We start from the raw sequence: 24457 nt of genomic DNA on the forward strand, positions 1-24457 counted from the left end.
ATATGCCATCCGGTCGAGTGAACGCCCGCCCCGCGCACAGATCTCGACGAGTAGCGTCGATCACGCCAGCCTGCAGGTCAGGCCGGTGCGAGTCACTGCTGTCACTGTCGAGAACCGGAGCGGAGAAGATGGCAATCATTCAGGGCGCCACGGACACCTGGACCAAGTCCTCGTATTCCGGCGGGAACGGCGCGTGCGTCGAGGTCAAGTCACCCGTCGTGGCGTCGATCGCGGTACGGGACTCCAAGGTCCCCGCCGGTCCGTCGATCACGTTCGTCCCCGAGTCGTGGAACGCGTTCGTGCGTGAAGTGAGCACGGGAGCTCTCTGAGCCTTTCGGCGCGTCACCGATGAGCCCTCTCGACTGGTCCGCCGTCCCGGCCGAGGGGGCTCGGTCATGCGCTATCGCAATTGATCGACGTACCGGTCCGTCCCCGGCACCGTGGGGATGAAGGGGGCGACGAGTTCGACCCGGCCGGGTGCGGGGGCGTCGAGGGTGGCGAAGTGGTCGGCCCAGCAGGTGCGGGGGTCCTGTTCGAGGAACCAGAGCAGGGTGAGGCGGGTGTCGACGGCCTCGACCTGCTTGACGTAGGTCATCCGGTCGCCCGGCAGGGGCGTCGGCCGGAAGAGGGTGACCATCGCGGCCGGTGAGCCGGCCAGGCGGCGGGGCAGGTGGTGGGTGCGCAGGCGCTCCAGCAGCTCGGCACGTTCCCGGGGGCCCTCGGTGTCGATCACCTGGAGGATCAGGCCGGCGTACGGGTGGTCCAGCGCGTGGTGGTCGCGGGGGCCGGCGGCGCCGTCCCGGTAGACGGTCGCGGCGTGGTCCTGGAACGCGGTGAAGACGTGCGTACGGGCCTGGTGGACGCGGCCGTCGCGGTTGAGGCGCTTGTTGATGGCCACGGTCCACTTCATGTGGTCGTCGTAGCGGCCCTCGGTGATCCAGTACGTGGACAGGTAGCAGCCGGCCGTGACGGGTGCGGCCACGGCGGACTTCTCGGGGTGGCGCAGCAGTTGCAGGTCGCGGGTGGCCACCCAGCGGCGGCCGGCGTAGATCCAGGGCATGGCCATGGCGCCCGCGTAGTAGTGGTCGTCCTCGTACCAGCGGTTGTACGCGTACTCGTGGCCCGGGTGCGGCTCGACCATGGTGATCAGCGCGTGTCCGGGGCGCACCCCGTAGGGGCCCACGGCCGCGAGCCGCGCGTACTCCTCGCTCCGCGTGTCATTGTCGTCGTCGCTCATGCGCCCTACTCTGACGGTCCGTCAGATTGCTCGTCCAGAGCCGGGGAGGCACCGGATGCCGCTGCGCGACAGGACCGTGATCGTTTCCGGCGTGGGCCCCGGGCTGGGGCACCAGGTCGCCGCCGCCGTCGTGCGGGACGGGGGCAATGTGGTGCTGGGGGCGCGCACGGAGGCGCACCTCACCTCGTGCGCCGGGCGGATCGACCCGGAGGGGCGGCGCAGCGCGTGGCTCGCCACGGACATCACGGACGAGGGCCGGTGCGGGGCGCTGGCGGCGCTCGCCGTCGCGCGGTTCGGCGGGATCGACGCGGTGGTGCACGTCGCGGCGTACGACAGCCACTTCGGCGGCCTGGAGGACGCGGACTTCGGGGCCTGGCGTGACGTCCTGGACGTGAATCTTCTGGGTACGCTGCGGATGACGCGGGCCTGCCTGCCGGCGCTGAAGAAGCGCGGGGGATCGGTGGTCCTCATCGGTACGCAGTCGGCGGTGGCCGCCCCGTCCCAGGTGCGGCAGGCGGCGTACGCGGCGTCCAAGGGCGCGCTGACGTCGGCGATGTACTCGCTGGCGCGCGAGCTGGGGGCGTACCGCATCCGGGTCAACACCGTGCTGCCCGGCTGGATGTGGGGGCCGCCCGTGCAGGCGTACGTCCGGTTCACGGCCGGCGCCGAGGGCGTGCCCGAGAGCGAGGTGCTGGGCCGGCTGGCCGAGCGGATGGCGCTGCCGGAACTGGCGACGGACGCGGACGTGGCCCAGGCCGTGGTCTTCCTCGCCTCCGACCGCGCACGGGCGATCACGGGCCAGTCGCTGCTGGTCAACGCGGGCGAGCTGATGCGGTAGGCGGCCTCCTGGGTGTCACGGACCGCACGGGACCCGCATCCCGTGCGGTCGTTCCGCCATGTGTACGGACCTGACGAAGCGCCCGATCATCGTCCGGCCGCCGTCGCGGGCCTGACAACGGCCAGGTAGGTCAAGAAAAGGCAAAGGAGTTCCTCTTTCTGACCTGTGTTCATATCTGTGACCACTGAAACCCTTGACCGGCCGCGCGCGCCGACGGTTCAATCCCCGAAGTCCCCGCTCCCGCACGGGGGCACCGCTGACCGGACGTACTGACGAAGTGCTTCGACGTTCACAAGGCGGACCCCTGGAGGGGGACATGAACAGTCTCGACTGGGCCGTGCTCATCGGCTACTTCGGTGTGATGGTGGCGATCGGCGTCTGGTCGCACAAACGCGTCGACGACGTCGGCGACTTCTTCACGGCGGGCGGCCGGATGCCGTGGTGGCTGTCGGGCATCTCGCACCACATGTCGGGCTACAGCGCGGTGATGTTCACCGGGTACGCGGGCATCGCCTACACCTACGGCGTCACCTCGTACGTCACCTGGTCCTTCCCCATCGCCATCGGCATCGCGATCGGCGCCCACCTCTTCGCGCCCCGGCTCAACCGGCTGCGGTCGCGCCTCCACGTGGCCTCACCGCTGGAGTACCTGAAGAACCGTTACAACCTGCCCACCCAGCAGGCGCTCGCCTGGTCCGGCGTGCTGCTGAAGATCGTGGACGTGGGCGCCAAGTGGGCCGCCATCGCCACCCTGCTGTCCGTCTTCACCGGCATCTCGCTCAACCAGGGCATCCTCATCACCGGCGTCGTCACCGGCATCTACTGCACGGTCGGCGGGCTGTGGGCCGACGCCCTGACCGAACTCGGCCAGTTCGTCATCCAGTTCTTCGCCGGCATCGCCATGCTCGTCGCCGTCCTCGCGGAGCTGGGCGGCGTGAGCGCGCTGTGGACCGTGTGGGACCGCCCCGAGATGCAGGGGCACACCGCGCCGACCGCCGGCCCGTACACCCTGACCTTCCTGCTCGCGTACCTCTTCATCAAGACCTTCGAGTACAGCGGCGGCATGTGGAACCAGGCCCAGCGCTACATGGCCACGCCCACCGCCCGCGAGGCCACCCGCTCCGGGCGGCTGTCGGCGGCCCTGTGGTTCGTCTGGCCGCTCGTCCTCTTCTTCCCGATGTGGTGCGCGCCGCTGCTGGTGAAGCCCGAGAAGCCGGACGCCTCCGACGCCTACGCCCTGATGACCGAACAGCTCCTGCCGCACGGCCTGCTGGGCCTGGTCATCGTCGGGTTCTTCTCCCACACCATGGCCATGTGCTCCTCCGACGCCAACGCCATCGCGGCGGTCTTCACCCGGGACATCGCCCCGGCCATGAGCAAGGCGGCGCGCGGCTGGTCGCACCGGGCCGGGCTGCTCGCCGCCCGCTGGTCGACCGTCGCCTTCCTCGCCCTGTCGATGGCGATCGCGACGCAGGTCAACTCCCCCACCTTCAAGGACATCATCACCGTCGTCATCAAGTGGGTGGCGGGTCTGATGGGGCCGATCGCGATCCCGTTCATGCTCGGGCTGCTGCGCTCCTTCCGCAGGTCCGGGCCGACGGCGGCGCTGGTCTCCTGGGCGGCCGGCCTGTTCGTGTTCTGGCTGACGAACTACGGGCTCGACGGCGTCGAGCTCCAGATCCAGATCGTCTCGCCGCTCGCCACCTCCCTGGTGCTGTACGTGCTCATCGGCCTCGTCAAGCCGGAGGACACCCCCGAGCGGGACGCCGTGCTCGACAAGCTCCACTCCGACGACGGCAGCCCCGCCCGGGCGGCCACGAAACATCAGCCCCTCGGGTAGCGGGCCAGCCAGCCCGGCGCCGAGGCGGCCGGGCCGTGCAGGGCCGGGCCCTGCGTCATCTCCATGGAGAAGTCGTCCGCGATCTGGAGGAGCGTCGGCCGCCCTTCCAGCTCGGCCAGCCAGGCCGGCGGGAGGGCGGTCTCGCCGTGCAGGGCGCCCAGCAGCGCGCCGGTGAGGGCGCCGGTGATGTGCGAGGGGCCGTCGTGGTTGACGGCGAGGCGCAGCCCGTGGCGGACGTCCTCGGCGACGAGCGCGCAGTAGACCGCGATGGCCAGGGCGTCCTCGGCGTGCTCGCCGTCGGTGTCACCCAGCGAGGAGATCCTGGCCGGGCCGGGGATGCCCTGGCGTACGGCGCCCAGCGCGTGCTTCAGCGCCTCGCTGACCGGCTCGTGGCCGGGGCGGGGCGCGAGCTGCGCCAGCGCCCGCTGGACGGAGCCGTCGACGCTCTCGCCCCGGGCCAGGCCGTGCACGACGACGGCGAACGCCCCGGCCGACAGGGCGGCGGCGGGGTGGCCGTGGGTCTGCACGGCGCACTCGACGGCGAGCTGGCACACCAGTTGCGGCTCCCACCCCACGAGCAGCCCGTACGGCGCGGAGCGCACGAGGGCGCCGGCGTCGCGGGCGGCGGGGTTCTTGGGCTTGTCGAGCGTGCCGAGTATGTCGTCGCCCAGTCCGGTGAGGGTGGCGGGCGCGGGGTCGCGGCGAACGTACAGCCACTCCTCGCACGCCAGCCAGCCGTTGTCCTTGCGGCGCTCGTCGGGACCCCAGTCCCGCTGGGTGGCCGCCCAGCGCAGATGGGCGCGGTGGACGTCGGTGGGCGGGTGCCAGGCGCCGGTGTCGCGGCGTACCTGGGCGCGTATCAGACCGTCCACGGTGAACAGCGTGAGCTGGGTCGCGGACGTCACGGCACCGCGCCGCCCGTACGCGGGCGCCAGGTCGGCGAGCCCGTCGGGCCCGTGGGCCGCGCGGATCGCCTCGACCGACAGCCCGGCGACGCCCGCCCCGAGGGCGTCGCCGATGGCGGCACCCAGGAGGCACCCCCGCACCCGGGCGCGGAAGTCCTGCTGCTCGGCCCGGCCCCAGACAGCCGCGGCTGCTGCGCTCACCTCGCGTCCCCCCTCCCGTCGCCCCTCCGCCAACGTCCGGCGCGCAGCACTGTAATCGAAGGGAACCGGGGGGTCAGGGCCTGGAGGGTTATGGGTACGGAAGCCCGTCAGGTGGGGTTTTGCTCGCTGTTCGGCACCGGTTCCGGGTTGTTCCCGGTGAGGCGTTCGCGCTGCGCGGCGGCCCAGGCGTACTCCGGGTCCAGGGCCAGCGCCCGCTCCAGGTCGGCCAGCGCCGCCCCGGTGTCGCCCAGCGCCTCGTGCGCCAGGGCGCGGCTGCCGAGCGCCCAGGCGTAACCCGGGTCGAGCTCCAGCGCCCTGGTGTACGCGGCCACCGCGTCCGCGTGGCGGTCCGCCGCCCGCAGGGCCTCGCCGCGCTCGCCGAGGACCCAGGGGTCCCCGGGGGCCACCGCCTCCGCGCGGTCCAGGTCGCGCAGGGCGCCCGGGACGTCGCCCAGCGCGCGGCGGACCTGGGCGCGGCGCACCAGGCTCCAGCGGTGGTCGGGGTCGATGCTCAGCGCGACGTCCAGGTCGGCCAGCGCCTCGGCCGGCCGGCCCAGGGCGTGCTTCACCTGGGCGCGGCTCGCCCGGGGCCACACCCAGGCCGGGTCGAGCTCGACCACGCGGTCGAAGTCCGCGAGCGCCTCGTCGTGGCGGCCCATCCTCCGGTAGGTCTCCCCGCGGTGGGCCAGGGGTCGCGTCCCGCGCGTGGCCACCGCGAGGGCCCGGTCGTGGTCCTCCAGGGCCGCGTCGAAGGCGCCCCGCGCGCGGTGGACCAGGGCCCGCCCGGTGTACGCCCTGGGGACGCCCGGCCGGAGCTCGACGGACCGGTCGAAGTCGGCGAGCGCCTCGTCGTACCGCTTCGCGTCGTACAGGGCCCGGCCCCGCGATTGCAGGGCGTAGGCGCGGTCCTCGGGGCCGGCCCGGGCGACCAGCAGGTCCAGGGCGCCGACCACCGACCGGGCCGGGTCGTCCAGCGCCTCCAGGCAGGCGGTGCCGAGACGCCGTACGGCCTCGTCGTCCGTGTCCTCGCCCGCCTCGGCCAGAACCCGCGCCCAGCGGCGGGCCTGCACCGGTCCCTCGGCGCACGCCCCGATCCCGTCGTGCAGCGTGCCCGCCAGTGCCGTGCGCGGCCCGGCGCACAGCCGGTGGTACAGCTCCTCCAGCCGCAGCGCGCGCCAGTGCTCGTGCTCCCACCGCTCGTAGGGGAGGATGTCGTGCCCGGCCGTGTCCGCCCACGCGGCGTAGGCGTCCGCCAGCCTGGTGTGGGCCTCGCGCCAGCGCTGCGGGGAGCCGGTCCGCTGGAGGCGCAGCATGGAGGCGCGGACGACGTCGTGGTACTGGGCGTGGTCGTCGCGCTCGCCGACGAACGGCAGGGCGCGCAGCCATCCGTACAGCTCCGCCGAGCCCGTGCCGTCGGCGAGGGCCACCGCGAACACGTCCTCGTTCAGCCGGCGCGGCAGCGCGCACGCCAGGGCGGTGGCGCGGCGGGCGGGGTCGTCCTCCCACTTGAGGAACCGGTCGACGGCCGTGGCGCCCGCGGTGTTCGGCTCACCCGGGTGCTGCGCCAGGGTCGAGACGAGGACGGGGAGCCCGCCGGAGAGGCGCAGCACGTCCTGGACGACCGGCTCGTCCACGATGCCCCGCACCGACAGCAGGCGCCGTGTCTCGGGCTCGGTGAACGGCTCCAGCGGCAGGTCCTGGACGGCGTGGGACAGCCCCGACCAGCGGACGGGGTCCAGGCGTGAGCGTCCGGCCAGGGTGAGGACGACGTTGCCGGGCAGGGGTCCGTACCGCGTCCCCGCGAGCAGGTCGCGCAGCCAGGTGTCGAGGAACGGCCCGGTGCGTTCGTAGGTGTCGAAGAAGAGCGCGATCCAGGGGACGTGCGCGGCGACCCGGTCCAGTTCGGCCACCAGGAGCGGGCTCAGCACGGTGACGGGGTCACGCGCGAGCCGTGCGTCGTCGGCGTCCCGGGCGCGGGCTCCGAGCCTCTCGCGCAGCCGGTCGGCGCCCCTGGCCACTTGCGCCGGGTCGACCGCTCCGGCGAAGGCGCCGACGACCGGCAGCATGCCCGCGCCGATCAGCCCCGCCTGTGCCGCGGCCAGGCCGCCCGGCGAAGGGGCGGTGCCGGAAGGCCCGCGCGGTCCCTCCTCCGCGCCGACCGCGGCGGCCATCTCGGCCTCGTGGCGGTACCGGTGGTACGCGGCGAGCTGCCGGTCCAGGGCTTTGAGCGGGTGGCCCTGCCGGTCCAGGCAGTCGCTGATCGCCGCCATCGTTTCGGGGACGCTGTTCACGCCCTCGTCGACGTACCCGGTCAGCGCGCCGTGCTCGCGGGCGACGTCCTCCAGTTCCCGCAGCAGCGTGGTCTTGCCGACGCCCGCCATGCCCCGCACATGGAAGACGAACCGGTGCCGTGCGTCGTCCGGTGCGGTCTCCAAGTTCCGCCCGAACAGGTCCAGTTCTCGCCGGCGGCCGATGAACCCGGCACGCTTGTGCTGCGTGAGCAGTTCCGGCATCGACGGTCTGGATCTGGAGGTCCTGGCCATGCGGCCAGTCTCGCAAAAGTCACTCCAGCACGGGCAGCAGTTCCGGGAGGTGCCCGTCGGACGCCTCCGCCGCCCTCCGGCGTTCCTCCGGGACCTCCCCGTACAGGGTCGTACGGGGGCGGGCGGGACGGCCGGCCGCTTCGGCGATGGCGACGAGGTCCTGGACGGACTTGTAGGAGCCGTAGGAGGAGCCCGCCATGCGGGAGATGGTCTCCTCCATGAGCGTGCCGCCGAGGTCGTTCGCGCCGGAGCGGAGCATCTCGGCGGCCCCGTCGGCGCCGAGTTTGACCCAGCTCGTCTGGATGTGGGGGATGTACGGGTGGAGCAGGACCCGCGCCATGGCGGTGACGGCCCGGTTGTCGCGGGTGGTGGGGCCGGGGCGGGCGATGCCGGCGAGGTAGACGGGGGCGTTGGTGTGGATGAAGGGGAGGGTGACGAACTCGGTGAACCCCCCGGTCTGCTGCTGGATGCGGGCCAGGGTGCGGAAGTGGCCCAGCCAGTGGCGGGGCTGGTCGACGTGCCCGTACATCATCGTGGAGCTCGACCGGATGCCGAGTTCGTGCGCGGTGGTGACGACCTCGATCCAGGTGGCCGCCGGGAGCTTGCCCTTGGTGAGGACCCAGCGCACCTCGTCGTCGAGGATCTCGGCGGCCGTGCCGGGGATGGAGTCCAGCCCGGCTTCCTTGGCCGCCGTGAGCCATTCGCGGATCGACATGCCCGTCCGGGTGGCGCCGTTGACGACCTCCATGGGCGAGAAGGCGTGGACGTGCATGCCGGGGACGCGCTGCTTCACGGCGCGGGCGATGTCGAAGTACGCCGTGCCCGGCAGGTCCGGGTGGATGCCGCCCTGCATGCACACCTCGACCGCGCCCACGTCCCACGCCTGCTGGGCGCGGTCGGCGACCTGGTCCAGGGACAGGGTGTACGCGTCGGCGTCCGTGCGGCGCTGGGCGAAGGCGCAGAAACGGCAGCCGGTGTAGCAGACGTTGGTGAAGTTGATGTTGCGGGTGACGATGTAGGTGACGTCGTCGCCGACCGCGTCACGGCGGATGTCGTCGGCGGTGCGGCACAGCGCGTCCAGGGCCGGGCCGTCCGCGTGGAGCAGGGCGAGGGCCTGGTCGTCGGTGAGGCGCGTGGGGTCGTCGGCGGCGACGGCGAGGGCCTCGCGTATGTCGGTGTCGATGCGCTGCGGCGCCATGCCGGGTGCCGCCGCCTCGCGCAGCGCCTCCCAGTCGCCGTACACCTCGTCGAAGTCGTCGCGCCGGTCGGCGGTGCGGCCGGTGGTGTCGATGGTGCGGTGCAGGTCGGTGCGGCCCGTGGCGGTGAAGCCCTCGTCGGGCTCCTGCCAGGGCAGGCCGCGCACCTCCGCGTCCGGGTTCGCGAGCCCCGTCTCCGGGTCGGCGAGCGCGCGGACGTGCGGCAGCAGGCGCGGGTCGAGCCAGGGCTCGCCGCGGGTGACGAACTCGGGGTACACGCAGAGGCGTTCGCGCAGCGAGAAGCCCTCGGCCGCCGACTTCTCGGTGAGCGCGTCGATCCGCGGCCAGGGGCGCTCGGGGTTGACGTGGTCGATGGTGACCGGCGACACCCCGCCCCAGTCGTCGATGCCCGCCCGGATGAGCCGCCCGTACTCCCCGTCCACGAGGTTGGGCGGGGCCTGCAGGCAGGCCGAGGGGCCCATGATGTGCCGGGCGACGGCGACGGTGGCGACCAGCTCGTCCAGCTCGGCGTCCGGCATGCCGCGCATCGCCGTGTCCGGCTTGGCGCGGAAGTTCTGGATGATCAGTTCCTGGATGCCGTGGTACGCCCGCGCCACGCGCCGCAGCGCGAACAGCGACTCCGCCCGTTCCTCGTACGTCTCGCCGATGCCGATGAGCAGCCCGCTGGTGAACGGCACGGACGAGCGGCCCGCGTCCTCCAGCACGCGCAGCCGGACGGCCGGTTCCTTGTCGGGGGAGCCGTGGTGCGGGCCGCCGGGCTCGGACCACAGCCGGGTCGCCGTGGTCTCCAGCATCATGCCCATGGACGGCGCCACCGGCTTCAGGCGCTGGAAGTCGGTCCACGACATGACACCCGGGTTGAGGTGCGGCAGCAGTCCGGTCTCCTCCAGGATGCGGATGGCCATGGCGCGTACGTAGGCGATGGTGTCGTCGTAGCCGTGCGCGTCCAGCCACTCGCGCGCCTCGGGCCAGCGGTCCTCGGGCTTGTCGCCGAGCGTGATCAGCGCTTCCTTGCAGCCCAGTTCGGCACCCTTGCGGGCGATGCCGAGCACCTCGTCGGGCGACATGTACATCCCGTGCCCGGCCCGCCGCAGCTTGCCGGGCACGGTCGCGAACGTGCAGTAGTGGCACTTGTCGCGGCACAGCCGGGTGAGGGGGACGAACACGCTCTTGGAGTACGTGATGATCCCGGCCCGCCCCGCCGCCGCGAGCCCGGCGTCGCGCACCCGGGCCGCCGACGCGGCCAGGTCCTCCAGGTCGGCGCCGCGTGCCCGCAGCAGGACGGCGGCCTCCGTGACGTCCAGCGCCACACCGTCCCTGGCCCGCTTCAGGGCACGTCGCATGGCGTTGGGGGTGGGGCGTCCGGCCTGGTCATCCGTCATGGACCCGAGCATACGAGTGCCGTATCCCTACACGTACCGCGCGTACGCGTCGAGCGTGCGCAGCACCTCGGCCTCGTCGCCCGGCGGCAGTTGCACGACGGTCTCGGTGATGCCCAGGCCGGCGAAGCGGGCGAGCTTGCCCTCGGTCGGGTGGACGGCGTAGGGCACGACCTGGAGGGTCGCGGGGTCGCGGCCCGCCTTCTCCCACGTCTCGCGCAGGACGGGGAGCGTCTCGGTGAGGCCCCGGCCGCCGATGGGCAGCCAGCCGTCGGCGTACTCGGCGATGTGGGCGAACAGGCGTGGGCCGGCCGCGCCGCCGATCAGCGTGCGGGGGGCGCCGCCCGCGGGCTTGGGGAAGGCGTGGGAGGCGCGCACGGAGGCCGTGGCGCCCTGGTACGCGGTGGGTTCGGCGGCCCACAGGGCGCGCATCAGGGCCATCCGGTCGCGGGTGCGTTCGCGGCGGCTGCGCCAGTCGACGCCGTGGTCCTCCGCCTCCTCCCGGTTCCAGCCGTAGCCGACGCCGAGGGTGAACCGGCCGCCCGAGAGGTGGTCGAGGGTGGCGACCTGCTTGGCCAGGTCGATCGGGTCGTGCTGGGCGACGAGCGTGATGCCGGTGCCGAGTTCCAGCCGTTCGGTGACGGCGGCGGCCTGGCCGAGGGCGACGAAGGGGTCGAGGATCCGGCCGTACTCGGGCGGCAGGTCGCCGCCCGCCGGGTAGGGGCTGGTGCGTTCGACGGGGATGTGGGTGTGCTCCGGCAGGTAGAGGCCCGCGAAGCCGCGCTGCTCCAGCTCGCGGGCGAGGCGTACCGGGGAGATCGTCTGGTCCGTGAGGAAAATCGTCGTCGCGATGCGCATGACGGCCCAACGTATGGCGCTTCGCGCCGGATTCCGAGACCGTCGCCTCGGGTTGGCGGGAAATTCACCGGCCGCGAGGAGGGTGGTGCCCATGATGGGCAGACGAGGATTCGTGACGGGCGCGGCGGGGATCTTCGCGGCGCCGGGCCTGAGCTTCGGCCCCGGGCAGACCGAGCGGGTGCTGCGCGGCACCCTGCCGCCCGGTGCGCCCGACTACGTGTACGTCCCGGTCGAGGTGCCGCGCGGGGTGCGGGAGCTCCGGGTGTCGTACGCGTACGAGCGGCCCCCCGTGCCGCCCGGGACGCAGGGCAACGCCCTGGACATCGGCATCTTCGACGAGCGCGGCACCGAGCCGGGCGGGCGCGGCTTCCGGGGCTGGTCGGGGGGCGCCCGCAGCGAGTTCTTCCTCCGTGCCGACGACGCCACCCCCGGCTACCTGCCGGGGCCGGTCCGCGCGGGCACCTGGCACATCGCGCTGGGCCCGTACACGGTGGCCCCGCAGGGTTTGGCGTACACGGTGACGGTCCGCCTCGCGTACGGGCCGTCCGGCCGTACGCCCAGGCCGGTGTACCCGCCGGAGCGGGCCGCGGGGCGGGGCCGTGCCTGGTACCGGGGCGACTGCCACGTGCACTCGGTGTACTCCGACGGGCGGCGCACCCCCGCCGAGGTGGCGGCCGCGGCTCGCGAGGCCGGACTGGACTTCCTCAACACCTCCGAGCACAACACGCACGCCGCGCACCGGGCCTGGGAGGGCCTGTGGGGCGACGACCTGCTGATCCTCACGGGCGAGGAGGTCACCACCCGCAACGGTCACGTCGTCGCGGTCGGCGTGGACCCCGGCACCTTCGTGGACTGGCGCTACCGGGCGCGGGACAACCGGTTCGGGCACGTCGCCCGCGCGGTGCGCCGGGCCGGCGGTCTGGTCGTCCCGGCGCACCCGCACGCCACGTGCATCGGCTGCAACTGGAAGTTCGGCTTCGCCGACGCGGACGTGGTGGAGGTGTGGAACGGCCCGTACACCCCGGACGACGAGGTCACGCTGGCCGACTGGGACAGCACGCTGGCCACCGGGCGCCGCTGGGTTCCGGCCATGGGCGCCAGCGACGCGCACCGGGAGCCGCAGAAGGTGGGCGAGCCGCAGACGGTGGTCCTCGCCGACGACCTGAGCCGGGAGGCGATCCTGGCGGGGCTGCGTGCGGGCCGCAGTTACGTGGCCGAGTCGGCGGCCGTGTCGCTGGCGTTCTCCGCGGCCGGGGGGCGCGGCGCCCACGCGGGCATCGGGGAACGGCTCGCCGTCCCGTCCGGCACGCCGGTGACGGTGCGGCTCGAGGTCACGGGCGCGCCCGGCTGCGCGGTCCGGTTCGTCACGGACCAGGGCGTCCTGCACACCGCCGGCCTCCCCGCGTCGGGCGCGGGCACGGTCGAGTGGACGACGACCCCCGCGTACGCCGCGTACGTCCGTGCGGAGGTCCGCCACCCGGCGACGGTCCCGGGTCTGCCGGGGGCGCTGGCGGCGTTCACGAACCCGGTGTTCCTGGGGGACGGCACGTAGGCTCGTCCGCATGAGCAGCACGACCCCCGGCCCGCAGTCCGTCGAGCGTGCCCTGGAGATCCTTGATCTCGTGGCGGACGCGGGCGGGCCGGTCGGGGCGAAGGCGATGGCGCGGCGGCTGGGGTGCTCGCTGTCGACGGTGTACCACCTGCTCGGGCCCCTGACGGCGCGCGGGCACCTGGTGCGGGCGCGGGGCGGGGGGTATGCGCCCGGGCCCCGGGTGGCGGCACTGCACCGGTCGTTCCAGCGGCACGTGGGGGCCGGGCCGGGGGTGGGTGAGGTGCTGGCGAAGCTGCGGCGGGCGAGCGGGGCCGAGGCGTACTTCACGGCGTACCGGGACGGGCGGATCACGGTGGTCGACAGCACGGCGCCCGTCACGGACCCGGACCACCCGTTCGTGCCGGGGCCGGAGGTGCGGGCGCACGCCACCGCACACGGCAAGGTGCTGCTGGCGGGGGTGGAGCGGGGGGTGCGGCGGCGGTATCTGGCCGAGCACGGGATGGCTCGGTTCACCGACCGGACGATCACCACGGCGGAGCGGTTCGAGGCGGAGCTGGCGCGGGTGCGGGGGCAGGGGTTCGCCGTGTCGGTGGGGGAGGCGGACCCGGCGTACACCTGTGTGGCGATGGTGGTGCCCGGTGGTGGTGAGGGGGTGCTGCACGCCCTGTCGGTGTCGCTGCCCACGGCGGAGTTCCGGCGCCGGCACGCGAGGGTGCGGGCGGCGGTGGCGGAGTGTGTGCGCGGGTTTTCCGGCGGTGCCGGAAACACGGGCGCGTGAGCTGGACGGCGGGCCGGGCGCGGAGCACCGTGGCGGCATGATCTTCATCGCTGTCAGGTTCACCGTCCGCCCCGAGTACAGCGACCGGTGGCTCACGCTGGTCGACGACTTCACCCGTGCCACGCGCGCGGAGCCCGGCAACCTGTTCTACGACTGGTCGCGTGACGTCGACGACCCGGACCGCTTCGTCCTGCTGGAGGCCTTCGCGGACGCGGAGGCGGGCGCCGCGCACGTGGGCTCCGACCACTTCAGGGCCGGTCTGGAGGCGATGGCCGGCGCGATCGCCACCACGCCGGAGATCATCAACGTGGACCTGCCGGACCGCCGCGGCTGGGACGCCATGGCGGAGCTGACTCCCCGCGCCTGAGTCCGCTCAGTCGTTGACGGCGGTGAGCAGGACGGCCGCGTCCGTCACCGCCGTCACCCCGTGCCGCTCGGGCGGCAGCAGGTAGAGGGCGCCCATGGTCAGCTCCGTGTCGCCGGACTGGGCCGTCACCTTCACCACGCCCCGCAGCACCTGGAGGGAGGCGGCGGGCGGGGTGTTGTGCTCGTCGAGCGAGGTGCCGGCGGTGAGCGCGATGACGCTCTGCCGCAGCGGCGGGTCCCGCAGGATCAGGTTGGCGCTGCGGCCGTGCTCGTCGGCGTGGGCGGCGACGAGGTGTTCCTCTGCGATGGCGTTGAGGTCATACATACCGTCCACCTTGCCCCGCTGCCGGAACGTACGCATACGGAAGGGCGGGCGCCGTGCCGTCCCACGGTGCCCGCCCTTCCGGCTCAGGTGTTGCGCTGTGTCAGTCGGCCACGACCAGCGAGGGGGTCTCCTTCTTCAGTACCTCGCCCCGGAAGAAGGCGGGGCTGCGGAACCGCATCACCAGCATGATCACCACGCCGAGGAGCAGCAGGCCGACGCCGATCACGAAGACGGAGCCCATGCCCAGGACGGAGGAGCCGGAGCCGTAGGCGGGGTCCCACATGTCGTACAGCGTCTTGGCGAAGACGGCGGTGAGCATCAGGCCGCCGAGGGCCGGGAGGACACCCTTGAAGAGCGCGTCCTTGACGGAGTCCGTCAGCTCCTTGCGGAAGAACCACACGCAGGCGAAGGCGGTCAGCGCGTAGTAGAAGCAGATCATCAGGCCGAGCGCGTAGATCGTGTCGACCAGGACGTTCTCGCTGACCAGGGTCATCACCGCGTAGAAGACACCGGTGGCGACACCGGCGACGACCGTGGCCAGGCCCGGCGTCTTGAACTTCGGGTGGACCTTGGTGAAGGAGTGCGGCAGGGCCTCGTACGTCGACATCGCGAGGACCGTGCGCGCCACCGGGATGAAGGTGGTCTGGAGGCTCGCGGTGGCGGAGGCGAAGACGGCGACGAAGAGGGTGACGCCGAGGACGCCGCCCATGACCGGCCCGGCGAGGGCGGCGAAGACGTTGTCCGAGGTGTCGGGGTTGGCCAGGCCGAGGCCCTGGTCGCCGGAGCCGACGATCATCTGGGCGGCGATGCCGGTGGCGAGGTAGGAGCCGATGAGGACGATCATCGTGATGAGCGCGGCACGGCCCGGGGTCTTGGCGGACCCGGTGGTCTCCTCGTTGGTCGCCATGCAGGCGTCCCAGCCCCAGTAGATGAAGATCGCCAGGGAGAGGCCGGCGGTGAAGGCGGAGAAGGACTCGACGGCGAAGGGGTTCAGCCAGTTCCAGGAGAAGCCGGTGCCGGTGGGGAACTCGGCGCTGCCGACCTTGGAGAAGGCCATGACCACGAAGACGGCGAGGACGACGAGCTGGAGGCCGACGAGCGTGTACTGGACGCTCTTGGTCGCGGTCATGCCGCGGTAGCTGATGGCGGTCGCGATGGCGATGAGGATCAGGGTGGTGAGGATGTGGACGCCCTTGTTGTCGTCCAGGGCGGCGATGTCCGGGTTGCCGCTGATCTCACCGGCGAGGAGCCAGAAGTAGGAGGTCGCGACGCCCGCCAGGTTGGACAGGACGATGATCGTCGCGATGACGAGGCCCCAGCCGCACATCCAGCCCACCTTGGGGCCGAAGGCCTTCACCGTCCAGGTGAAGGAGGTGCCGCAGTCGGGCATCGCCCGGTTGAGCTCGCGGTAGGCGAAGGCCACCAGGAGCATGGGCAGGAATCCGGCCAGGAAGACGGCCGGCATCTGGAGTCCGACCTCGCCGGCGGTGGAGCCGAGCGTCGAGGTCAGACAGTAGACGGGGGCGACGGTCGAGATGCCGATGACGGCACTGCCCATCAGCCCGACGGAGTTCCCGCCGAGCCCCTTGCTGCGTACGTCAGCGGTGCCACCCGACATGGTGACGCCCCTTACCGTGTCTCCGGCCTGGGGCCGCGCATCTACCTGAGTCATGCAGAGGACGTTAGGTGCTGCGGTTTCCACATCCGGAAGAAGGCGCTCCGCGATCTTTGCCTTGCATTACCAGGAGCAGAACGCCACCTCGGCAAGGAAAACAAGATCGCTCCCACCCGCCACAGACCGATTGGTAGGTGAAAACTGCACCGTTCGATATGCGGGAACCGCAGGCGTGACCGAATTGCCCGATTCCAAATTTTCCCGCGCTGTTTTCAGCCGGGCCACACGACCGCTTGCGTCTCGCTGTACGCGTGCAGGGCCCAGGACCCGCAATCCCGCCCCACACCGCTCTGCTTGAACCCGCCGAACGGCGCCTCCATGTTGCGTCCGATCGTGTTCACGCCGACCCCGCCGGCCCGCAGCCTGCCCGCCACGCGGAAGGCGCGGGCCACGTCGCCGGACCAGACGTAGTCGATCAGCCCGTAGTCCGTGTCGTTGGCCAGCGCGACGCCCTCCTCCTCGTCGTCGAAGGGCACCACCACCACGACCGGCCCGAAGATCTCCTCCCGGACCACCCGCATCCGGCTGGTGCAGTCGGCCAGCAGGGCCGGGGCCACGTAGAAGCCCCGGTCGAGGGCGGGCCGCTCACCGCCCACCACCACCCGGGCCCCCTCCTCGCGCCCCAGCTCCACGTACCCCTCCACCCGGTCGCGGTGGGCGGCCGAGACGACCGGCCCCACCACCGTCCCCGGGTCGGCAGGGTCCCCCACCGTCAGCCGCCGCGCGTACCCGGCCAGCCCCTCCACCAGCCGCTCGTACACCCCGCGCTGCGCCAGGACCCGCGTCGGAGCCGTACAGATCTGGCCGCTGTAGAAGGAGAAGGTGGTGCCGACGCCCCGGACGGCCGCCCCCAGGTCGGCGTCGTCGAACACCAGCGCCGCCCCCTTGCCGCCCAGCTCCATGAGCTGCCGCTTCAGCTCGCGCCCGCACACCTCGCCGATGCGCCGCCCCACCGCCGTGGACCCGGTGAAGCTGACCATGTCGACGTCCGGCGAGTCGACCGCCGCCTCCCCCGCCTCCGCCCCCGACCCGGAGACGACGTTCACCACTCCCGGCGGCACCCCCGCCTCCTGGAGCGCCCGCGCCATCGCGTACACCGACAGCGGGTCCTGCGGCGCGGGCTTCACCACCACGGTGTTGCCCATGGCGAGCGCCGGCGCGATCTTCCCGGCCGGGTTGGCCCACGGGTTGTTGTACGAGGTGACGCACGTGACCACGCCGACCGGGCGGCGCACCGCGACCGCCCCCAGCACGGAGGCCGGCCCCATCGGGCCCGCCCCGCTGATCTGCGGCGGCAGCGGCCGCTCCACCGGTTCCAGGGCGCCCCTGGCGTACCGGCGGAACCGCGCGATCCCGACCCCGACCTGCATGGCGCGTGCCGTGGCGGCCGTCGCGCCGCTCTCCGCCCGCGCCAGTCGGGCGTGCGCCTCCGCGTCCCGGGCCATGATGCCCGCGGCCCGGTCCAGCACGGCCGCCCGCTCCTCCGGGCGGGTGGCCGACCAGCCCGCGAAGGCCGCCCTCGCCGCGGCGGCCGCCTCGTGCACCTGGCGCCGGCTCGCCTCGGGCGCGAGGCCCACGACCTCCTCCGTGGCCGGGTCGACCACCTCGTAGTGCCCGCCCTCGGGCTCGGCCCACTCGCCCCCGATGAACAGCCTCACCGCGTCGGCACCGTGCTCGTGTCGCGCCCCGAACGCAGCACCCTGCCCGGCACCGCGCCCGTCACCCGGTCGTCCCGCACGGTCTCCACGCCGTTGACCCGCACCGACACGATCCCCACCGCCCGCGAGTCCAGCCGCGGACTGTCCCCCGGCAGGTCGTGCACCAGCGTCGCCGGACCGGCGTCGATCCGCTCCGGGTCGAACAGCACCAGGTCCGCGTGGTGGCCCTCCACCACCCGCCCCCGCTCCCGCAGCCCGAAGAGCCGGGCCGGATCGTCGCTGAGCATCCGCACCGCCCGCTCCAGCCCCACGAGCCGGCGCCCCCGCAGGCAGTCGCCGAGGAACCGCGTGGTGTACGGGGCCCCGCACATCCGGTCCAGGTGCGCCCCCGCGTCCGAGCCGCCGAGCAGCACGTCCTCGTGCTCCCACGTCTCGCGGCGCAGCGCCCAGGAGGCCGGGTCGTTGTCGGGCGGCATGGGCCACAGCACCGTACGCAGCCCGTCGTGCGCGCAGATCTCCACCAGGCACGCGAACGGGTCCTGCCCCCGCTCCCGCGCGATGTCGCGCACGACCCGCCCGGTCAGGCCCTCGTTGCGCGGGCTGTACGTGTCGCCGATGACGTACCGCCCGAAGTCGGCGAGCCGGCGGAAGACGCCGGCCTCCTTGGAGTCGGCGCGCCGCAGCATCTCCGCCCGCACGGCCGGGTCGCGCAGCCGGGCGATCCGCTCCTGGACGGGCAGCCCCAGCACCTCGCCCCAGCCGGGGATGAGGTTGAGCGCGCAGAACGTCCCCAGCGACATGTTCATCGGCGTCAGTATCGGCATGGTCAGCGCCACGATCCTGCCGCCCGCCTTCCGGGCCCGCTCGCTCGCCAGCAGTTGCCGGGGCACCCGCTCGGGCACGGCCGCGTCGACCGTCAGCACGTTCCAGTTCAGCGGCCGGCCGGCGGCGACGCTCATGTCCACCAGCAGCTCGATCTCCGCGTCCGCGAACTGGTCCAGGCACCCGGCGACGATGGCCTCGATCTGCGTGCCCTCGTGCTCCCCGACCGCCCTGGACAGCGCGAGCAGTTCCCCGGGCCCGGCGTGCCGGGACGCCACGGGGTTCCCGTCGCCGTCGGAGTGGGTGGACGACTGCGTGGTCGACAGCCCCCAGGCGCCCGCGTCCATGGCCTCGTGCAGCAGCCGCACCATCCGGGCGAGCTGCTCCTCCGTCGGCCGCCCCCCGATGGCGTCCGCCCCCATCACGTACCGCCGCAGGGCGCAGTGCCCCACCATGAACCCGGCGTTCACGGCGGTGCGCCCCTCGAGGGCGTCGAGGTACTCGCCGAAGCCCTGCCAGCCCCAGTCGACACCCTCCTCCAGGGCGGCCAGCGCCATCCCCTCCACCTTGGACATCATGCGCCGCGTGTAGTCGGCGTCCTCGGGCCGCAGCGGGGCCAGCGTGAACCCGCAGTTCCCGCCGACCACGGTGGTGACCCCGTGGTTCATGGAGGGCGTGGCATACGGGTCCCAGAACAACTGGGCGTCGTAGTGGGTGTGCGGATCGACGAACCCGGGTGCCAGGACCAGCCCGTCGGCGTCCTCGGTGCTCCGGGCCGCCCCCGTGACGGTCCCGGCCGCCGCGACGACCGCGATGCGCCCGTCCCGTATCCCGACGTCGGCCTTGCGGGCGGGCGCCCCGGTGCCGTCGACGAGGTCGGCGCCCTTGATCAGGTGATCGAGCATGACGTCCCCTTCTCGCTGCGTCGCGTGTGCGCCCCGGGCCGGGCCGCCGTGGCCGGCCGCGGCCACGGTGCCCCGCCCGGGGCGGTACGGGGCCGGCGGCCCGGGATGCCACCGCCCCGCGTCCACGGGGGCGCCGCCCCCGAGCCCGCTTCCCCGGGCCGTCAGCCCGACGCCTCGCGCAGGCGGGTCGTGCGGTGCACCGGGTCCGTGTCGATCGCGGGGATCACGTGCTCCCCGATCAGCCGGATCGTCGTCATCGTGTCCTCGTACGACACCCCGATCGGCAGCCCGAACGAGAGCTGGTCCGCGCCCGCCCGCTCCCAGCGCCGGCACTGGCGCAGCACCTCGTCCGGGTCGCCGCAGATCATCAGCTCCTCGGCGATCAGGAGCTCGACGATCTCCTCGGTGTACTCGGGCAGCAGCTCCGGCCACTCGGGTATCCCCTCCGGCCGGGGGAAGGTGTCGTGGTACCGGAAGAGCAGCGACTGCAGGTAGTTCAGCCCTCCGCCCACCGCGATCGCGACCGCCTCCGCGTGGGTCTCGGCGCAGATGGCCGTCGACGTCACCATCACGTTGTCGTTGACGAACGCCCCGACGGGCTCGGCGTCCTTCACGGCCGTCTTGTACGCGTCGACGACCCACTCCATGTCGGAGACCTTCTGGACGCTGAAGCCGAGCACGCCCAGGCCCTTCTTCCCCGCCATGGCGTAGGAGGACGGTGATCCGGCCGCGTACCACATGGCCGGGTGGGCCCTGCCGTACGGCTTGGGCAGGACCTTGCGCGGCGGCAGGGACCAGTGCTTGCCCCGGAAGCCCTCGTACTCGTCCTGGAGCCACATCCTGGGGAACTCCGCGATGGTCTCCTCCCAGATCTCCTTGGTGTGGTTCATGTCGGTGATGCCCGGCAGGAACCCGAGGATCTCGTGGGACCCGGCGCCGCGTCCGGAGCCGAACTCGAAGCGGCCGCGCGAGAGGTGGTCGAGCATGGCGACCTTCTCGGCGACCTTGACCGGGTGGTTGACGGGGGCGAGCGGGTTGAAGATCCCGGAGCCGAGGTGGATGCGCTCGGTGGCGTGCGCCAGGTAGCCGAGGAACACGTCGTTGGCCGACAGGTGCGAGTACTCCTCCAGGAAGTGGTGCTCGGAGGCCCAGGCGTACTTGAACCCGGACCTGTCCGCCTGGATGACGTACTCGGTCTCCTCCATCAGCGCCTTGTGCTCGGCCTCGGGGTCGGCCTGTGCCCGCTTGGCCGGAACGTATCCCTGTACGAAGATCCCGAATTCCAAGGGGGTTCACCGTCCCAACGTTATTTCTGACGTACCGTCAGTTCCGAGCCCGACTGTTCCACCGCCCACCCGCACCGTCAATACCTGACGGTCCATCAGAAAACGTTGACCCCCGCCAGCCATCCCCCGTCGATGACGAAGGGCTGCCCCGTGATGTACGCGGAGTCCGCGCCGGTCAGGAAGAGGGCCAGCGCGGCCACCTCCTCCGGCCGCCCCACCCGTCCCAGCGGCACGAGCTTGCGGTACATCTCGTCCAGCGCGGCCGGGTCGGCGCCCCGGGGGTTGGACATGGGGGTGTCCACGGCCCCCGGACACACGGCGTTGACCCGGATGCCCCGGCCGCCCAGCTCCACCGCCGCGACCCGGGTGAGCCCGAGGACGGCGTGCTTGGTGGCCGCGTAGGCGCCGACGTACGCCATGCCCGTCAGGGCGGTGTACGAGGCGGTGTTGACGATCGTGCCGCCCCCGGCGGCCTCGATCTCCGGCGCGAGCGTCCGCATCCCCAGGAAGCACCCCACCTGGTTGACCCGGACCACCTCCATGAACTCCTCCAGCGGCGTGGCGGTGAGCTCGTTGAAGCGCAGCACACCCGCGTTGTTGACCAGCCCGTCGATGGCGCCGAACGCCTCCTTCCCGGCGGCGACCGCCCGGACCCAGTCGTCCTCGCACCCCACGTCGAGGTGGACGTACCGCGCCCGCTCCTCCCCCAGCTCCTCGGCGAGCGCGGCCCCGGGCCCGTCGAGCACGTCCGCGAGGACGACCCTCGCCCCCTCCGCCGCGAAGAGCCGGGCCTCCTGCTCGCCCTGGCCGCGCGCCGCGCCCGTGATGAGCACGACCCGCCCGTCCAGCTTGCCCATACCGGCCTCCTCAGCCCAGATGCGGTGCCACCCCGGCGGCGAAGGCCGCCATCTGGTCGGTGAGTTCCGTACGGCTCCGGGATCGGAACCGCACCTGTATCTGGTCCACGCCCATCGCCCCGTACGCGCGCAGCGACTCGGCGAGCGCGTCCGGCCCGCCGCTGAGGGTGCGCCGCCCGACGTCCCAGGTGGCACCGCCGACGTACAGCGCCTCGGTGATCGCCCCGATGACGGCCGGCTCCTCGATCCCGGCCTCCTCGCGCAGCCCGCGCAGCCGGCCGATCTGCGCGGGCAGCCGGTCGCGGGGGTCGCCCTGGGGCAGCCAGCCGTCGCCCCTGAGCGCGGCGCGGCGCACGGCGGCGGGCGACGACCCGCCGACCCAGAGCGGCACCCGGGCCTGGGCGGGCCGGGGACGCTGCCCGAGGTCCGCGAAGGAGAAGAACTCACCCCGGAAGGAGGGGTACTCGTCCCGCCCCAGCGCCGCCCTCAGCGCGTCGATCACCTCGTCCAGCAGGGCGCCGCGCCGCCGGAAGTCGGCCCCCAGGGCGTCGAACTCCTCGCGCACGTGACCGGCACCGACGCCGAGGATCAGCCGCCCGCCGCTGAGGTGGTCGAGGGTGGCGTACGCCTTGGCCGTGATCAGGGGGTGCCGCAGCCCGACGACGGCCACATGGCTCAGCAGCCGTACGCGCCGGGTGACGGCGGCGAGGTGGGCGAGGGTGGCGACCGGGTCGTACCAGACGGTGCTCATCGCCCCGGCGAGCCTGCGCGGGATCGCCACGTGGTCGCAGACCGCGATGTAGGCGAACCCGCCGCGGTCGGCGGTGCGGGCGATCTCGACGAGGTCCTCCACACCGGCGGCCGCCTCCCACGGCTCGGCGTAGAGGGCGCTCTGCGACTGGACCGGCAACTGCATCCCGTACGAGACCACGCCCGCACCCCCAGATCTGACGACACGTCAGCAACGACCGGTCCCCAGTCGTACCTGACGCTCCATCAGACGACAAGACTGCCGCTCACCCCAGCAGCGCGTACACCGTGGAGGCCCGGGCCGCCGGCTCCGCCTCCCCCTCGGCGGTCATCGTGATGTCGGCGAACGCCATCCGCCTGCCCAGCTTGGTGATCCGCGCGTCCACCAGGACGTCGGCGCCGGTCACCGCGCGCATGAAGCTGGTGGACTGCTGCACCGTGGTCATGGGGACGAAGGCCCCGCGGGCGGAGGAGACCGCGATCACGGTGGCCGTGTCGGCGGCCGCCATCAGCGCCTGGCCCGACAGCCCGCCGCCCTCCCGGGCGAGGCGCCCGTCCCACGGCAACCGCAGGACGGCGTGCGCCTCACCCGCCTCCACGACGGACAGGCCGAGCTCCAGCACCCAGGGCGCGAAGTTGTCGGCGAGGATCTTGTCGGCCTCGGCGAGTGTGAGAGTCATGCCCGGATGCTCCCGCCGCGCCGGTGCGGCGAAACCCGCCCGGCCGGCCCCGGGGTGTCAGGAGGACAGGAAGCGCCCCACGCCCGTCCGGACGTCGTCGCCGTTCATCACGGGGATCAGCGTGATCCTGGCGTTGAGCTCCATGAACAGCGGCTCGCAGATCACCGGCACCTGGGCGGGGTCCTCCATGTCGAAGACGACGAAGGCGGTGCGCATCCCGTCCATCGCCCCGAAGTACGCGGCCTCCGGCCGGACACGGTCCATGAGGGACCGGAGGATGGCGTCGAGCCGGTCGCCGTTGATCGCCTCGTTCGTCTTCTCCGTGTCCATCTGGCACATCATCATCGTGCGCATGAGCCGCCCTCTTCCCGGTCGCCGTCGCCCCCTTCGGGGCCAGTGTTCACGGGGCGGACCGGGCGCCGCATCCGAGCGGGCCCATCCGGGTGGCGGCGCCCGGCGGCCGCGTCAGGCGCCGGCCCCCGGCCACAGGCCCTCGTCCGTCAGCCCGAGCAGGTCGATGGCGTTGCCGCGGACGATCCGCTCGACCACCTCCGGGTCCAGGTGGGCCATCTGCGCCTCGCCGACCTCGCGCGACTTCGGCCACGTCGAGTCGGAGTGCGGGTAGTCCGTCTCGTACAGGACGTTCCCGACGCCGATCGCGTCCAGGTTCCTGAGCCCGAAGGCGTCGTCGAAGAAGCAGCCGTACACGTGCTCGGCGAAGACCTCCGAGGGCGGCCGGCGGACCTTGTCGGCCACGCCGCCCCAGCCGCGGTTCTCCTCCCACACCACGTCCGCCCGCTCCAGGATGTACGGAATCCAGCCGATCTGCCCCTCCGCGTACATGATCCGCACGCCCGGGAACCGCTCCAGCTTGCCGCTCATCAGCCAGTCGGTCATCGAGAAGCAGCAGTTGGCGAAGGTGATGGTGGAGCCGACCGCCGGCGGGGCGTCCGCCGAGGTCGACGGCATCCGCGAGGACGAGCCGATGTGCATGGCGATGACCGTGCCCGTCTCGTCGCAGGCCGCGAGGAAGGGGTCCCAGGCGTCGGTGTGGATGGAGGGCAGCCCCAGGTGCGGCGGGATCTCGGAGAAGGCGACGGCCCGCACCCCCCGGGCGGCGTTGCGGCGCACCTCGGCGGCGGCGAGCCCGGCGTCCCAGAGCGGGATCAGGGTCAGCGGGATGAGACGGCCGTGCGCCTCCGGGCCGCACCACTCCTCCACCATCCAGTCGTTGTACGCCCGGATGCCCAGCAGCCCCAGCTCGCGGTCGGCGGCCTCGGTGAAGGTCTGGCCGCAGAAGCGCGGGAAGGTGGGGAAGCAGAGCGCGGACTGGACGTGGTTGACGTCCATGTCGGCGAGGCGGTCGGGGACGCTGTACGAGCCGGGGCGCATCTGCTCGTACGTGATCACTTCGAGCCGTATCTCGTCGCGGTCGCAGCCGACGGCGGTGTCGAGCCGGGTGAGGGGGCGGTGGAGGTCCTCGTACACCCACCAGTCCCCGACGGGGCCGTCGTCGCCCTTCTCGCCCATCACGGGGGCGAACCTCCCGCCCAGGAAGGTCATGTCCTTCAGGGGTGCCCGGACGATGCGCGGGCCGGTGTCGCGGTACTTCGCCGGGAGGCGGTCCCGCCAGACGTGGGGCGGCTCCACCGTGTGGTCGTCCACCGAGATGATCTTGGGGAAGGTCTCCATGCTTCAGCACGGTAGCGCTGAACTGACGACCCGTCAGCTAATCGGTGGGGGGAGCTTGTGCAGAGCGTCACCCACTGCTGACGCAAACGCCAT

General features: G+C 72.9%; 21 protein-coding genes. 6 read left to right on the top strand and 15 right to left on the bottom strand.

Annotated features, from left to right (window positions below):
* Positions 1–128 precede the first annotated feature (128 nt).
* Complete coding sequence (locus E2B92_RS08895) at positions 129–329, top strand: DUF397 domain-containing protein (protein ID WP_126884956.1); 201 nt, start codon at positions 129–131, stop codon at positions 327–329.
* Positions 330–400: 71 nt separating this feature from the next.
* Here the strand turns inward: E2B92_RS08895 and E2B92_RS08900 are convergent, their stop codons facing one another.
* The gene (locus E2B92_RS08900) at positions 401–1237 is read right to left on the bottom strand and encodes a hypothetical protein (RefSeq protein ID WP_126884957.1); all 837 of its coding nucleotides are present in this window, start codon (positions 1235–1237) and stop codon (positions 401–403) included.
* 55 nt (positions 1238–1292) lie between these two features.
* On the opposite strand from E2B92_RS08900, the gene E2B92_RS08905 reads away from it, so the two are divergent.
* Together E2B92_RS08905 and E2B92_RS08910 are read left to right on the top strand one after the other, a co-directional pair.
* The gene (locus E2B92_RS08905; RefSeq protein ID WP_126884958.1) at positions 1293–2075 is read left to right on the top strand and encodes an SDR family oxidoreductase; all 783 of its coding nucleotides are present in this window, start codon (positions 1293–1295) and stop codon (positions 2073–2075) included.
* 316 nt (positions 2076–2391) lie between these two features.
* Positions 2392–3915: a sodium:solute symporter family protein gene (locus tag E2B92_RS08910; RefSeq protein WP_126884959.1), complete on the top strand. Its 1524-nt coding sequence runs from the start codon at positions 2392–2394 to the stop codon at positions 3913–3915.
* Here the strand turns inward: E2B92_RS08910 and E2B92_RS08915 are convergent.
* The 4 genes from E2B92_RS08915 to E2B92_RS08930 all read right to left on the bottom strand — a co-directional run bounded on the left by E2B92_RS08915 (position 3900) and on the right by E2B92_RS08930 (position 11018).
* Complete coding sequence (locus E2B92_RS08915) at positions 3900–5021, bottom strand: ADP-ribosylglycohydrolase family protein (protein WP_126884960.1); 1122 nt, start codon at positions 5019–5021, stop codon at positions 3900–3902. The genes E2B92_RS08910 and E2B92_RS08915 overlap by 16 nt on opposite strands.
* A gap of 107 nt (positions 5022–5128) precedes the next feature.
* The gene (locus E2B92_RS08920; RefSeq protein ID WP_126884961.1) at positions 5129–7564 is read right to left on the bottom strand and encodes a tetratricopeptide repeat protein; all 2436 of its coding nucleotides are present in this window, start codon (positions 7562–7564) and stop codon (positions 5129–5131) included.
* Between the two features lie 19 nt (positions 7565–7583).
* On the bottom strand, positions 7584–10163 hold the full coding sequence (locus E2B92_RS08925) for a bifunctional FO biosynthesis protein CofGH (RefSeq protein WP_185923570.1): 2580 nt from the start codon (positions 10161–10163) through the stop codon (positions 7584–7586).
* Positions 10164–10190: 27 nt separating this feature from the next.
* A complete protein-coding gene (locus E2B92_RS08930; RefSeq protein ID WP_126884963.1) occupies positions 10191–11018 on the bottom strand; it encodes a TIGR03619 family F420-dependent LLM class oxidoreductase in 828 nt (275 codons plus the stop codon).
* Between the two features lie 91 nt (positions 11019–11109).
* Here E2B92_RS08930 and E2B92_RS08935 point away from each other — a divergent pair, with 91 nt between their 5' ends.
* Genes E2B92_RS08935 through E2B92_RS08945 form a run of 3 tightly spaced genes read left to right on the top strand, consistent with a single transcriptional unit; the run spans position 11110 to position 13715 of the window.
* Positions 11110–12570, top strand: coding sequence for a CehA/McbA family metallohydrolase (locus E2B92_RS08935; RefSeq protein WP_126884964.1), 1461 nt, complete (start codon positions 11110–11112; stop codon positions 12568–12570).
* A gap of 10 nt (positions 12571–12580) precedes the next feature.
* Positions 12581–13348 carry an IclR family transcriptional regulator gene (locus tag E2B92_RS08940; RefSeq protein WP_133087457.1) on the top strand — a complete coding sequence of 256 codons (768 nt, stop codon included), beginning with the start codon at positions 12581–12583 and terminating at the stop codon, positions 13346–13348.
* Between the two features lie 37 nt (positions 13349–13385).
* On the top strand, positions 13386–13715 hold the full coding sequence (locus E2B92_RS08945; protein ID WP_126884966.1) for a putative quinol monooxygenase: 330 nt from the start codon (positions 13386–13388) through the stop codon (positions 13713–13715).
* 6 nt (positions 13716–13721) lie between these two features.
* On the opposite strand, the gene E2B92_RS08950 is transcribed toward E2B92_RS08945, so the two are convergent.
* The 10 genes from E2B92_RS08950 to E2B92_RS08995 all read right to left on the bottom strand — a co-directional run bounded on the left by E2B92_RS08950 (position 13722) and on the right by E2B92_RS08995 (position 24364).
* The gene (locus E2B92_RS08950) at positions 13722–14039 is read right to left on the bottom strand and encodes a cupin (RefSeq protein ID WP_126884967.1); all 318 of its coding nucleotides are present in this window, start codon (positions 14037–14039) and stop codon (positions 13722–13724) included.
* Positions 14040–14139: 100 nt separating this feature from the next.
* Entirely contained in the window at positions 14140–15711 is a 1572-nt protein-coding gene (locus E2B92_RS08955) for an APC family permease (RefSeq protein WP_126884968.1), read from the bottom strand.
* Between the two features lie 215 nt (positions 15712–15926).
* Positions 15927–17372: an aldehyde dehydrogenase family protein gene (locus E2B92_RS08960; protein ID WP_126884969.1), complete on the bottom strand. Its 1446-nt coding sequence runs from the start codon at positions 17370–17372 to the stop codon at positions 15927–15929.
* Positions 17369–19099: an N-acyl-D-amino-acid deacylase family protein gene (locus E2B92_RS08965; protein WP_126884970.1), complete on the bottom strand. Its 1731-nt coding sequence runs from the start codon at positions 19097–19099 to the stop codon at positions 17369–17371. The genes E2B92_RS08960 and E2B92_RS08965 overlap by 4 nt, the downstream gene beginning before the upstream one ends.
* Positions 19100–19260: 161 nt before the next feature.
* Positions 19261–20385 carry an LLM class flavin-dependent oxidoreductase gene (locus E2B92_RS08970; RefSeq protein WP_126884971.1) on the bottom strand — a complete coding sequence of 375 codons (1125 nt, stop codon included), beginning with the start codon at positions 20383–20385 and terminating at the stop codon, positions 19261–19263.
* A 95-nt stretch (positions 20386–20480) separates the two neighbouring features.
* The gene (locus E2B92_RS08975; RefSeq protein WP_126884972.1) at positions 20481–21242 is read right to left on the bottom strand and encodes an SDR family NAD(P)-dependent oxidoreductase; all 762 of its coding nucleotides are present in this window, start codon (positions 21240–21242) and stop codon (positions 20481–20483) included.
* A 10-nt stretch (positions 21243–21252) separates the two neighbouring features.
* A complete protein-coding gene (locus E2B92_RS08980; RefSeq protein ID WP_126884973.1) occupies positions 21253–22173 on the bottom strand; it encodes an LLM class F420-dependent oxidoreductase in 921 nt (306 codons plus the stop codon).
* A gap of 85 nt (positions 22174–22258) precedes the next feature.
* Entirely contained in the window at positions 22259–22672 is a 414-nt protein-coding gene (locus E2B92_RS08985; protein ID WP_126884974.1) for a PaaI family thioesterase, read from the bottom strand.
* Positions 22673–22729: 57 nt separating this feature from the next.
* Positions 22730–23026 carry a hypothetical protein gene (locus E2B92_RS08990; RefSeq protein WP_126884975.1) on the bottom strand — a complete coding sequence of 99 codons (297 nt, stop codon included), beginning with the start codon at positions 23024–23026 and terminating at the stop codon, positions 22730–22732.
* A 111-nt stretch (positions 23027–23137) separates the two neighbouring features.
* Positions 23138–24364, bottom strand: a complete 1227-nt coding sequence (locus tag E2B92_RS08995) for an amidohydrolase family protein (RefSeq protein WP_126884976.1) — start codon at positions 24362–24364, stop codon at positions 23138–23140.
* Positions 24365–24457 lie beyond the last annotated feature (93 nt).

Origin of the sequence: Streptomyces sp. WAC05374, assembly GCF_004353505.1 — a bacterium.
Lineage (GTDB): Bacteria > Actinomycetota > Actinomycetes > Streptomycetales > Streptomycetaceae > Streptomyces.

What these genes read in the sequence shown, in the direction of transcription:
- E2B92_RS08895 (WP_126884956.1), top strand. Translation starts at nt 129, where the DNA reads ATGGCAATCATTCAGGGCGCCACGGACACCTGGACCAAGTCCTCGTAT.
- E2B92_RS08900 (WP_126884957.1), bottom strand. Translation starts at nt 1,237, where the DNA reads ATGAGCGACGACGACAATGACACGCGGAGCGAGGAGTACGCGCGGCTC.
- E2B92_RS08905 (WP_126884958.1), top strand. Translation starts at nt 1,293, where the DNA reads ATGCCGCTGCGCGACAGGACCGTGATCGTTTCCGGCGTGGGCCCCGGG.
- E2B92_RS08910 (WP_126884959.1), top strand. Translation starts at nt 2,392, where the DNA reads ATGAACAGTCTCGACTGGGCCGTGCTCATCGGCTACTTCGGTGTGATG.
- E2B92_RS08920 (WP_126884961.1), bottom strand. Translation starts at nt 7,564, where the DNA reads ATGGCCAGGACCTCCAGATCCAGACCGTCGATGCCGGAACTGCTCACG.
- E2B92_RS08925 (WP_185923570.1), bottom strand. Translation starts at nt 10,163, where the DNA reads ATGACGGATGACCAGGCCGGACGCCCCACCCCCAACGCCATGCGACGT.
- E2B92_RS08930 (WP_126884963.1), bottom strand. Translation starts at nt 11,018, where the DNA reads ATGCGCATCGCGACGACGATTTTCCTCACGGACCAGACGATCTCCCCG.
- E2B92_RS08935 (WP_126884964.1), top strand. Translation starts at nt 11,110, where the DNA reads ATGATGGGCAGACGAGGATTCGTGACGGGCGCGGCGGGGATCTTCGCG.
- E2B92_RS08940 (WP_133087457.1), top strand. Translation starts at nt 12,581, where the DNA reads ATGAGCAGCACGACCCCCGGCCCGCAGTCCGTCGAGCGTGCCCTGGAG.
- E2B92_RS08945 (WP_126884966.1), top strand. Translation starts at nt 13,386, where the DNA reads ATGATCTTCATCGCTGTCAGGTTCACCGTCCGCCCCGAGTACAGCGAC.
- E2B92_RS08950 (WP_126884967.1), bottom strand. Translation starts at nt 14,039, where the DNA reads ATGTATGACCTCAACGCCATCGCAGAGGAACACCTCGTCGCCGCCCAC.
- E2B92_RS08955 (WP_126884968.1), bottom strand. Translation starts at nt 15,711, where the DNA reads ATGACTCAGGTAGATGCGCGGCCCCAGGCCGGAGACACGGTAAGGGGC.
- E2B92_RS08965 (WP_126884970.1), bottom strand. Translation starts at nt 19,099, where the DNA reads ATGCTCGATCACCTGATCAAGGGCGCCGACCTCGTCGACGGCACCGGG.
- E2B92_RS08975 (WP_126884972.1), bottom strand. Translation starts at nt 21,242, where the DNA reads ATGGGCAAGCTGGACGGGCGGGTCGTGCTCATCACGGGCGCGGCGCGC.
- E2B92_RS08985 (WP_126884974.1), bottom strand. Translation starts at nt 22,672, where the DNA reads ATGACTCTCACACTCGCCGAGGCCGACAAGATCCTCGCCGACAACTTC.
- E2B92_RS08990 (WP_126884975.1), bottom strand. Translation starts at nt 23,026, where the DNA reads ATGCGCACGATGATGATGTGCCAGATGGACACGGAGAAGACGAACGAG.
- E2B92_RS08995 (WP_126884976.1), bottom strand. Translation starts at nt 24,364, where the DNA reads ATGGAGACCTTCCCCAAGATCATCTCGGTGGACGACCACACGGTGGAG.